Raw genomic sequence first — 11,016 nt, forward strand, 5'->3', positions numbered from 1 at the left:
ATGACCGACAGCACGAACCGTCCGACCATCGGCTGGGCCGGCACCGGCCGCATGGGCTACGCCATGGTGTCCCGCCTCCTGCGCGCGGGCCACGACGTCACCGTCTACAACCGCACCCGCAGCAAGTGCGAGCCGCTGAGCGAGCTGGGCGCCACCATCGTGGACAGCGCCGCGGAACTGGCCGACCGCGACATCGTGTTCACCATGGTCAGCGCGAGCAAGGACTTCGCCGAGGTCACCCTCGGCGAGCAGGGAATCCTGCGGCAGTCCGCCAAGCCCCGTATCCTCGTCGACTCCTCCACCGTCTCCCAGGAGGTCTCGGCACAGGTACGGAAGGAGGCGGAGAAGGCCGGCACCGCGCTGCTCGTGGCCCCCGTGTCGGGCAACGCCAAGGTCGTCAAGGCAGGCCGTCTCTCCACGGTCGTCTCCGGCCCCCGCGAGGTCTTCGACGAGGTCGAGCCGCTGCTCGGCATCATCGCCGCCTCGGTCACGTACGCCGGGCGGGACGACGTGGCCCGCCTGGTGAAGCTCGCGCACAACATCTTCCTCGGCGTCGTCGCCCAGTCGATGGCCGAGATCACCGTGCTGGCCGAGAAGGGCGGTGTGAGCCGGGCGGCGTTCCTGGACTTCCTCAACGGCTCGGTCCTCGGCTCGGTCTTCACCCGCTACAAGACCCCCGCCTTCGTCAAGCTCGACTTCACGCCGACGTTCACGCCCCAGCTGCTGCGCAAGGACTTCGACCTCGGCCTCGCCGCCGCCCGGGAACTCGAGGTTCCCATGCCGGTCGCGGCGCTGACCCACCAGATCGTCCAGCAGTCCGTCGGCCGCGGCCACGACGACACCGACTTCGCCGTCCTGCTCATGGAGGCCGCCCGCTCGGCCGGGCTGACCCTCGTGCCCGAGGACGCGGACGTCTCCGACGGCCTGAGCACCGCCTCGTGAACCGCCGTCACACCGACCAGGAGAAGATGGTGACCACCACCCCGCTGCCGGCGGCCCCCGGGCACACCGCCGTCGACTTCGAAACTCGCGTCGACTTCGACCGTCTCCGCGCCTATCGGCTGTCCCGCGCCCGAGCCGCCCTGGACGCCTCGGAGCTGGGCGCGATCCTGCTCTTCGACGTCAACAACATCCGCTATGTCACCGGCACCATGATCGGCGAATGGTCGCGGGACAAGATGACCCGCTACGCACTGCTGACCCGCGACCACGAGCCGATGGTCTGGGACTTCGGCTCCGCCGCCCGCCACCACCAGCTGTACGCGCCCTGGCTGCGGCCGGAGAACTGCCGCGCCGGAATGCTGGGCCTGCGCGGCGCCGTCGCACCCGAAGTGGGTCTGATGCGACGCGCGATCGCCGAGCTGAGCGGCATCCTGGCCGACCACGGTGTCGCCGACGCGCCCGTTGGCATCGACATCGTCGAGCCACCGTTCCTGTTCGAGATGCAGCGCGCCGGACTCACCGTCGTCGACGCCCAGCAGGTCATGCTGGACGCCCGCGCGGTGAAGAACCCCGACGAGATCATGCTGCTGTCGCAGGCCGCGGCGATGGTCGACGGCGCGTACCAGCAGATCTCCGAGGCCCTCAAGCCCGGTGTGCGCGAGAACGACATCGTCGCGCTGGCCAACAAGTACCTCTACGAGCAGGGCTCGGACGACGTGGAGGCCATCAACGCCGTGTCCGGGGAGCGGTGCAACCCCCATCCGCACAACTTCACCGACCGTCTCATCAGGCCCGGTGACACCTGCTTCTTCGACATCATCCAGTCCTATCAGGGCTACCGGACCTGCTACTACCGCACCCTGAACGTCGGCTCTTCCACCCCGGCGCAGCGCGACGCCCACACCAGGGCACGCGAGTGGATCGACGCCGCCATCGAGCTCGTACGCCCCGGGCAGACCACCGACGTCATCGCCAAGGCCTGGCCCAAGGCCACCGACTTCGGATTCGCCACCGAAATGGACTGCTTCGGCCTGCAGTTCGGTCACGGGCTGGGGCTGGGCCTGCACGAGCGGCCCATCATCAGCCGTCTGAACTCCCTCGAACACCCGGCGGAGATTCAGGAAGGCATGGTCTTCGCGCTGGAGACGTACTGCCCGGCCTCGGACGGTTACTCCGCCGCGCGCATCGAGGAGGAGGTCGTGGTCACTGCCGACGGCGCGCGTGTCCTCACCCTGTTCCCCGCACAGGAGCTGTTCGTCGCCAACCCCTACTAGACCCACTGGAAAGGAGGTACGGGATCGTGATCACCCCGCAGACCCGGCACGCCGCGCCGGACATCGACGAGCCCACCCGTCTGGCGCTCTACCGGCAGATGGTGCGGATGCGCGGCATGGAGAAGCGCGCCTACGACCTGTTCCTGCAGAACCTCGTCAAGGGCACCAGCCACCTGTCCCTCGGCCAGGAGGCCATCGCCGCCGGCTTCGGCGTAGCGATGCGACCTGACGACTACACCTTCGCCACCTACCGCGGCCACGCCCACACCCTCGCCCGCGGCGTACCGATGACCGGCATCCTGGCCGAGCTGATGGGCCGCGGCAACGGCCTGATGGCCGGCAAGGGCGGCAGCATGCATCTGACATCCGTCGACCACGGGATGATGGGCTCGTACGCCATCATCGGCGCGCACCTGCCGATCGCCACCGGAGCCGCCTGGTCGGCCCAATACCGGGGCACCGGGCAGGTCGCCGTCTGCTTCTTCGGCGACGGCACGACGAACATCGGAGCCTTTCACGAGGCGCTGAACCTGGCGACGGTCTGGAAGCTGCCCGTGGTGTTCGTGTGCGAGAACAACCTGTACATGGAGTACACGCCGATCGGCTCGGTGACCGCCGTGCCGAACCCGGCGGCCGACCGGGCCGCGGCGTACGGCCTGCCGCCGGTAACCGTCGACGGCAACGACCCCGATGCGGTGTACGAGACCGCGGTCGCCGCCCTGTCGCGGGCGCGCTCCGGTGAGGGGCCCTCCCTCATCGAGGCCAAAACCTACCGGCACGGCGGCCACTCACGGGCCGACCCGGCCAAGTACCGCCCCGCGGCGGAGGTCGAGGAGTGGCGGAAACGCGACCCCCTCCCCGCCTACCGGCAGCGGCTGCTCGATCTCGGCGTCGCGGAGTCGGTCCTCAGCGACATCGAGGCCGAATCGGCCCGCCTGGTGGACGAGGCGACCGAGCAGGCCAAGGCGGGACCGCAGCCGGGTGTGGACCTGGTGCTCAAGGACGTGTGGGCTGACGGAGGTGCATCATGGCGCAACTGACCTACCGCGACGCAGTCGCCCGCGGCATCGCGCAGGAAATGCGGCGGGACGAGTCGATCGTCTTCCTCGGCGAGGACATCGCCGCCGCCGGGGGTGTGTTCAAGACGACCGCCGGCCTGCTGGACGAGTTCGGTCCGGCCCGCGTGCGGGACACGCCCATCTCCGAGCAGGCGATCCTGGGCGCCGCGATGGGTGCGGCCATGACAGGCCTGCGACCCATCGCCGAGATCATGTTCTCCGACTTCTTCGCGGTCTGCTGGGACATCGTGGTGAACCAGATCGCCAAGTCGCGGTACATGACGAACGGCCAGATGTCCTTCCCCCTGGTCATCAAGTCCGGCAACGGAGGCGGCCTGCGCTTCGGGGCGCAGCACTCCCAGGACATCGCCAACTGGGCGATGGCCGTGCCCGGCCTCAAGGTGGTCGTCCCCTCCAACCCCGCCGACGTCGTCGGTCTGATGGCGGCCGCCGTCCGTGACCCCGACCCCGTTCTCTTCCTGGAGGCCAAGGGGCTGTACCCCACCAAGGCCGAGGTGTCCGCGGGCGACATCGTCGACGAGCTCGGCACAGCCCGTGTGCTGCGGCACGGCGGAGACGTCACGCTGGTCTCGCTCGGCCTGATGGTGCCCCGCACGCTCGCCGCCGCCGAACAGCTCCGGCAGCAGCACGGCATCGACGCCACCGTCATCGATCTGCGCAGCCTGGTCCCGCTCGACGTCAGCACAGTGCTCGGCTCCCTGGAGCACACCGGCCGCCTGTTCACCGTCGAGGAGAACCCCCGGCTGTGCGGCTGGGGCGCGGAGCTGGTGTCGATCGTCGCGGAGGAGGGCTTCACGGCCCTGGACGGGCCACTGGTGCGGATCACCACACCGCATGTGCCTCTGCCGGCCGCCGACGCCCTGGAGGACGCGACCCTTCCCAGCACCGCCCGCATCGTCGAGATCGTCGCGAAAAGCGTCGACTGACCGGCTCCGGGAGACCGATCGTGAACACTCGTATGGACACCCCGACCCAACTTCTCATCGGCGGCCGATGGACGTCGGCCCGCGACGGCGGAACCCTGGAGGTGGTCGACCCCGCGTACGCCGAACCGCTCGCGGAGGTCGCGAACGCCACCCCGGAGGACGCCGTGGCGGCCGTGGACGCCGCTCATGCCGCCCTGAACGCCTGGCGGGCCACGGCGCCGCGCCACCGCGGCGAGATCCTGCGGCGGGCGTTCGAGCTGATGACCGCGCGCGCCGAGGCGCTCGCCGAACTCATCGTCCGGGAGAACGGCAAGGCCCTGGCCGACGCGCGTGCCGAAGTGGCCTATGCGGCGGAGTTCTTCCGCTGGTACGCAGAGGAAGCGGTCCGCGCGGCAGGATCCGTTCAGACGGCACCGGCCGGCACCAACATGATCATGGTGCTGCGCCAGCCCGTGGGCGTCGCGCTGCTCATCACACCGTGGAACTTCCCTGCCGCCATGGCCACCCGCAAGATCGGCCCCGCCCTGGCGGCGGGCTGCACCGTCGTCCTCAAGCCGGCCTCCGACACCCCGCTGACCGCGCTCGCGCTGGGGGCGCTGCTCGCGGAGGCGGGCGTGCCGGACGGTGTGGTCAACGTCGTCCCCTCACGCCGCTCCGCCCGGATCGCCGAGGTCCTGCTTTCCGACCCGCGGGTCCGCAAGGTGTCGTTCACCGGTTCCACCGAGGTCGGGCGCGAACTGCTCCGTCAGGCGGCCGGGTCGGTGGTGAACACCTCCATGGAACTCGGTGGGAACGCCCCGTTCCTTGTGCTTGCCAGCGCCGACCTCGACCGGGCCGTCGCCGGAGCCATGGTCGCCAAGATGCGCAACGGCGGGGAGGCGTGCACGGCCGCCAACCGCTTCTACGTACATGCCTCGATCGCCGAGGAGTTCGGCCGCCGCCTTGCCTCGGCCATGACGGCACTCATGGTCGGCCCCGGACTGACGGAGGGCGTGGACGTCGGACCGCTGGTGAACGAGGCGGCGCGGAAGAAGGTCGGTGAGCTCGTCTCGGGGACCGTCGACGCCGGCGCCCGGCTCCTCGCCGGAGGGACGGCCCCTGACCGTGCCGGATACTTCTACCTGCCGACCGTGCTGGGCGACGTTCCCCCGGAAGCGCCCATCCTGGCGGAGGAGATCTTCGGCCCGGTCGCGCCCGTCGTCTCCTTCGACGACGTCGACGAGGCGATCCGGATGGCCAACGACACCGAGTACGGCCTGGTGTCCTACGTCTACACGGGGGACCTGGCCGAGGGGCTTCGGGTGTCCGAGGCGCTGGAGTCCGGCATGGTCGGCCTCAATCGTCCGGTCGTGTCGGACCCGGCCGCCCCGTTCGGCGGTGTCAAGCAGTCCGGTCTCGGACGCGAGGGCGGGCACGACGGTTTGCTGGAGTTCACCGAGAGCAAGTACATCGCTATGGACTGGTGACCGGTCCGTCCCCGGGCAGGAAGGCCACGGGGCCGGTCGGTTTCGCAGCCAGGCGGCCATCGTCGCGCCCGAGCGGATTCGGCCATCGGCGTGGCGGTCGCGGGACGGTCCTGGCGGGGCCGTCCCGCGAACGCGCGCCCGCGCCGCGTAATGACGGTGTCGGGCACGTGCTTGTGGCTGCGTCTCGTGCGCGGCAGGACCTGAACGTGATCGAACGCCCCCTGTGACCGCTGCGGCCAGTGTCTGCTCGGCGTGCGGCGACCGACGCACATGAACGGCGGGATTGCCGGTTTCGTCGATCAGGGCGCTGATCCGCCCTGGTTCGGCCCGGTGGAACGGCGTTCCGGGGTCGTACACGGACGTCGCGGCGGTGCTCAGTGGCCCGTTGCCGGGTTTCGCCGGTCGGGGTGGCTCGCCTTGACCTGTGGCGGAGCGGCAACGGGCCCTGCCGTTCCACCAAAGCGTTCGGTCAGGGACGGCACGTGATGTGCAGGTGCGCCGCGGCGTTGTTGGCGTATCCCCTGGGATTCCAGACGGTTGCCGGGGATTCGGCCTGCACGGCCGCGGTGGAGTCCCAGGCGCGTGCGATGAGTTCGGCCTCGCCGGGGGGCAGTGTGACCATGGCGCGCCAGTGCTGCCAGGTCCAGGGATTCTCCGGGGGGTCGAGATCCGTGGGGGTCCAGGTGCTGCCGTGGTCGGCCGAGACATCCACGCGTGCCACGGTTCGATCGTCCCCGGCGAAGGCGAACCCGCTGACCGCGGTCGGTCCAGAGGGCAGGTGGTCGTTCTTGCCGGGCCGCAGGATGGCGCAGTGGATGGCGAGCGGGCCGAGGGTGATGCCGTCGCCCGGTCCAGCGGATTCGGGGTCGGCTTCGGGTGGCAGGACGCTGTATTCGGCTTGGAAGTAGTTGTCGGTCGGTTCGGCCTGTGCGCTGATGCGTTGGAGCCATTTGACGCTGCGGGCGCCGATCCAGCCCGGAACGATCACGCGCAGGGGAGCGCCGTGCGCGGCGGGCAGTGCCTGATCGTTCATGGCCCAGGCCAGGAGCACCTCGCTGGAGGTTGCCTTGGCCACCGGTATGGAGCCGCCGAAGGGCTGGGGTGGGGCGGCCTGCTGCGACACGTCGGCGCCGGTGAAGGCGATGTGGGCCGCTTCCGGCTGCGCTCCGGCCTCGGCCAGTACATCCGCCAGGCTTGCCCCGCTCCATCTCGCAGTGGAGATGGCTCCTGGACCCCAGGGGACCTGGCCGGGTATGTCTCTGACCTCGATGAGATCGGCGCGGCGGTTGCCGGCGCACTGCAGCGTCGCCACCACTGTCCGCTCGGTGAAGCGGCGCAGATCGTCCATCGACAACTCCAGGGGGCGATCGACCAGACCTTCCACCCGCAGCCGCCAGCTCGCGGAGTCGATGCGGGGGATCGGCGCGTGGTTGCGGCCGTAGAAGGTGTCCAGGGAGGTGATCCGGGCTGCGAGAGCGCCAGGAGGCGTTTCGGCGTTGTAGGGCTCGTCTTGATGAACGAGCATTTCGTCACATTTGCCCCATGTGTCCATACGATCAATGTCCATCACGTTGGGCGCGGGCGCCAACCCGTTCACCAAGGGGGCAGGTCGGTGGCGTATGGATGGCGCGAGGGCCGGAAATCGAAGATCGGATCGCCCTCGCTGCGCCACCGCACAGGACATGACCGTCTGCGCTGCCGTGTACTTGTCCGCCGTTCGTCGACAGGCAGGCTGTCCGAGTGAAAAGCTCCGGCCGAGGTGAGTATGTCGAAAGTGTCCGTTAGATTCCGTTGTGGCTCGATGATGATTCAGGTGATGAGGTGCCAGGCGTCATCGGTCACATGTTCGGGAATGCGTGACCGAGTTCGGGAGAGGTGGCCTCGGCGTCACGATGACAGGCGCTGCTGTCGCCGGCGACCTTTGATGAACGCAGCGACCAGTCCCTGCCGCAACCTCTCACGCATGCGGCACGGTCCCCACGAGTCAAGCGCCGGTAGCAGCTTGCAACGCGGGTTATCCGTCGGCGACGTGACCTCAAGGAGCGGACATGGGTATAAATCCCGGCCTGGCCCGCGCGTTCGTGGTGATGGTCGTGTATGCGTCGATCGCTGCTTGCATGACCCCCGGGACGCAGGAATCTGCGACCTCCCACGTGGGTCAGGAGCCAGGCCCCATGGTGGTGTCGAACCCCAGCCCCTCAGTGCACGGAACACCGATCCAGCCTCCCGCGCTGCCCGGGGCGCAGCAGATCTCGGGGAATGACCGGGTCTACACCGCCGACCAGGCCTCCAACACGGTGAGCGTCATCAATCCGGCGACGAACACAGTGCTGGGCACGATCGCTCTGGGCAAGCCGCGGTTGAGTCCCAGCGCGGACGTGCTGGGGGCCATGTACGACGGGCAGATCGACGTGCACGGCCTGGGCTTCTCCCGGGACGGAAGGTGGCTCGACGTGATCGACGTGACCACCAACGCCGTCCATGTCATTGACACTGCAACCAACAAAGTAGTGCGCACCATGTACGTAGGCCGGGCGCCGCACGAGGGATTCTTCTCGCCGGACAGCACGCGCCTGTGGGTGGCGGTGCGCGGCCAGGACTACGTCTCGGTGATCGACTGGCGGGCCGGCGAGGAGGTCGATCGGATCCACACCGAGGACGCGCCGTCGAAGGTGGTCTTCAGCCCCGACGGCAAACTCGCTTACGTCAACCACTTGCGCGCCTTGGTGCTTGACGTGATCGATGTGGCCTCCCGCCGGGTCATCAAGCGCGTGCCGATCCCCGCGGAGGCGGGTGGGTCCTCCGACGAGGCCATCTCACCCGACGGCCGGGAGATCTGGCTCGGCATGCCCACCAACGGCCGGACGACCGCTGTGGTCAATGCACGCACCTACCGTGTTGAGGCGGTGCTGCGCACGGGGCCGCGCACCAACCACCCCAACTTCGTCACGGTCGGCGGCGTCGACTACGCCTACCAGACCGTGGGCGGACTGAACCAGACCTTGGTGTACCGCCGATCGCACACCGGGGCGGCGCCCACGCTGGTGAAGGTCATTCACAACAACGGCCACGGTCCCCACGGCATCTGGCCGAGCCCCGACAACACCAGGGTCTACATCGCCCTGCAGAACTCCGATGCGGTCGACGTCATCGACACGCATACGAACTCGGTGATCAAGACCCTGCCCATCGGCCAGTCGCCCATGGCGCTGGTGTACGTGGCGCGCAGCACTCCGGCCACCAGCACAAACAATGTGGGCCGGCAGGGTCTGGGCATGCGCACGCAGAACCTCCCCCTGCGCGTCTCCGACAGCTCCGGCCAGGGCACGGCCCTGATCCGGGCACTCCCTGGCATCGACGAAGTCACCATCGGAGCCACTGGGTTGCCACCCAACCAGCAGTTCAGTGCCTACGCCGGCGACGGCACCCGAACGACCGCGCTGATGTCCATGATGAGCAACCAGTTCGGCAACATCGACGAAGCCCTCTCCTATTCGTACTTCTTCGCCAACCACTACACCTCCGTCATCCTCAAGCCTGGAACTCCATCCGGCGAGCAGGAGCCAGGCACTGCAATGCCCCAGGCCTGACGGACCAAGAAGACGGGGCGGCGCAGTCGGTGTGGTCAGCGCGTGAATCGGTGACCGCGGCTGCGCCCCGGGCGGCCCCTCGCCTTCCAGCAGACGCTCGCCGGGCGCTGGGCGACCGCGACAGCTGACCGGACAGCGCCCGGATCACGCTCACCGACGGGGACACGGAGCTGATGCCGTCGCCGATGGTGACCAGCAGGACGGACGGCGGTCCTGGCCACAACCCCCGGAATCGAGGTCAGGGCCTTCGAAAGGGGGCGCTTCTCCAGCAGGGCCTCGATCGGGGCCTTCAGGGCCCGGTGCTGTTCGTGGACGGCGGCGAGCGAGCGGGCCAGGGACGGGACCACGATGTCGAGAGTGCCAGTGCCCGGGACCACGACGGTCTGCTCGTCGAGCGCGTCGAGAGAGGGCGTGCCGGCGTGGCCTGTTCGCCACATCGCGCGCATGCGGGCGATCCGGTGGCGGCAGGGCTCGCCGGGCGAGCTCGTGCTCGCTGCCCGGCGAGCCGACCAGAAGTGGACGCCCGCTTCAGCGGGCGGTCGCCCAGGCTCGGTCCGCCCAGTCGGCGAAGCCGGTCCAGCGGATCTCCGGATGAGCATCGTGGAGTGCGGGGATGTCGACGCGATAGCCGGGGCCGTTCAGGAACGTCCACATCGCATGCATGTCCGGATTGCCGATGGCCGCCAGCGGTACGCGCTCATGGCGGACTTCCCGTCCCAGCGCGGCGCCGAGCGCAGCCGCCATCTGTACCGGAGTGGGGGCGTCGGAGGCCAGTTCGATACGCCGCCCGACATACGGAGCGGGGTTGAGCAGCACTTCAGCCGCGAACGCGCCGAGGTCGGGGCGGGCGAGCTGCTGCAACGGCCGATCAGGCGGCAGCGGCAGATCGAGAACGCCGTCGAGGATGCGTTCCGCTCCGCCGAGTGCGTTGTCGAAGAAGTACGTCGGTCCCAGGATCGTGTACGGCACATCACCCGCGGTCAGTTCCGCCTCGATGCGCGCCTTGCTCTCGAAATGCGGTACCCCGCTGTCCTGGTCGGCCCCGGCCACCGAGCTGAACACGAGATGCGGAACCCGCTCCTGCGCCGCGGCGGAGATGATCGCCCGCCCCTGGCCCACTTCCGCCTCGACACCGGCCTCGAATGGCGTGGTGAACGCGAAGACACCGGCCACCCCCTTCATGGCCGCGGCGAGCGACCCGCGATCGCTCAGGGACCCCGCCACCACGTCGACGTCTCGGCCGGCCAGTTTCTGCGCTGCACTGCGACCGGGGTCGCGTACCAGCGCCCTGATCCGGGCCCCGCGGGCCAGCAGCGCGTCGATCACGGCCTTGCCCTGTCCACCGGTTGCCGCAAGCACCAATACCGGATCATCAGCCATCGAAGAACTCCTCTCCCAGCAGAGGGCACCGGATCGGCAGCCGGCCCCAGCGGTCATCATCGGTGCCGGACGACTGTGCACGACGCCGACGCGCGGGAGAAGGGTACTGGAGGGCACGTCCTGGTGCGCGCACAGTCACGACGGTCGTGCACTCGGAGCCTGGCGTTCCCCACCGCACACGATTGCCGGAAGAAGGGGGGGACCCATGGAGTTCGGTATTTTCACGGTCGGGGACCTGACCACCGATCCGACCACAGCCCGCACTCCGTCGGAGCATGAACGCATCAACTCCATGGTCGCCATCGCGCTCAAGGCGGAGGAGTCGGGCCTGGACGTCTTCGGGACGGGCGAGCACCACA

Annotated in this window: 8 protein-coding genes and 1 pseudogene; 6 read left to right on the top strand and 3 right to left on the bottom strand. The window is 69.1% G+C overall.

Annotated features, from left to right (window positions below; all coding sequences use genetic code 11):
* The 5 genes from ACNPQM_RS17450 to ACNPQM_RS17470 are packed head-to-tail and all read left to right on the top strand — an operon-like array spanning position 1 to position 5,687.
* Positions 1–942, top strand: a complete 942-nt coding sequence (locus tag ACNPQM_RS17450; protein ID WP_418084702.1) for an NAD(P)-dependent oxidoreductase — start codon at positions 1–3, stop codon at positions 940–942.
* On the top strand, positions 939–2,216 hold the full coding sequence (locus ACNPQM_RS17455) for a M24 family metallopeptidase (protein ID WP_418084703.1): 1,278 nt from the start codon (positions 939–941) through the stop codon (positions 2,214–2,216). The genes ACNPQM_RS17450 and ACNPQM_RS17455 overlap by 4 nt, the downstream gene beginning before the upstream one ends.
* A 26-nt stretch (positions 2,217–2,242) precedes the next feature.
* On the top strand, positions 2,243–3,256 hold the full coding sequence (locus tag ACNPQM_RS17460; RefSeq protein WP_418084704.1) for a thiamine pyrophosphate-dependent dehydrogenase E1 component subunit alpha: 1,014 nt from the start codon (positions 2,243–2,245) through the stop codon (positions 3,254–3,256).
* Positions 3,244–4,221, top strand: coding sequence for an alpha-ketoacid dehydrogenase subunit beta (locus tag ACNPQM_RS17465; protein ID WP_418084705.1), 978 nt, complete (start codon positions 3,244–3,246; stop codon positions 4,219–4,221). Before ACNPQM_RS17460 ends, ACNPQM_RS17465 begins: the two co-directional genes overlap by 13 nt.
* A 32-nt stretch (positions 4,222–4,253) precedes the next feature.
* Positions 4,254–5,687: an NAD-dependent succinate-semialdehyde dehydrogenase gene (locus ACNPQM_RS17470; RefSeq protein WP_418084749.1), complete on the top strand. Its 1,434-nt coding sequence runs from the start codon at positions 4,254–4,256 to the stop codon at positions 5,685–5,687.
* A 469-nt stretch (positions 5,688–6,156) separates the two neighbouring features.
* On the opposite strand, the gene ACNPQM_RS17475 is transcribed toward ACNPQM_RS17470, so the two are convergent.
* Positions 6,157–7,212 carry a sulfite oxidase gene (locus ACNPQM_RS17475; protein ID WP_418084706.1) on the bottom strand — a complete coding sequence of 352 codons (1,056 nt, stop codon included), beginning with the start codon at positions 7,210–7,212 and terminating at the stop codon, positions 6,157–6,159.
* Between the two features lie 523 nt (positions 7,213–7,735).
* Here ACNPQM_RS17475 and ACNPQM_RS17480 point away from each other — a divergent pair.
* Positions 7,736–9,277: a YncE family protein gene (locus ACNPQM_RS17480; RefSeq protein ID WP_418084707.1), complete on the top strand. Its 1,542-nt coding sequence runs from the start codon at positions 7,736–7,738 to the stop codon at positions 9,275–9,277.
* A gap of 169 nt (positions 9,278–9,446) precedes the next feature.
* Here the strand turns inward: ACNPQM_RS17480 and ACNPQM_RS17485 are convergent.
* Both ACNPQM_RS17485 and ACNPQM_RS17490 read right to left on the bottom strand, forming a co-directional pair.
* A pseudogene (locus ACNPQM_RS17485) lies at positions 9,447–9,678 on the bottom strand (IS110 family transposase); the annotation flags it as partial.
* Between the two features lie 127 nt (positions 9,679–9,805).
* Complete coding sequence (locus ACNPQM_RS17490) at positions 9,806–10,657, bottom strand: NmrA/HSCARG family protein (protein WP_418084708.1); 852 nt, start codon at positions 10,655–10,657, stop codon at positions 9,806–9,808.
* Positions 10,658–11,016: the final 359 nt, after the last annotated feature.

Source organism: Streptomyces sp. NPDC056231, assembly GCF_048270745.1.
Classification (GTDB): domain Bacteria; phylum Actinomycetota; class Actinomycetes; order Streptomycetales; family Streptomycetaceae; genus Streptomyces.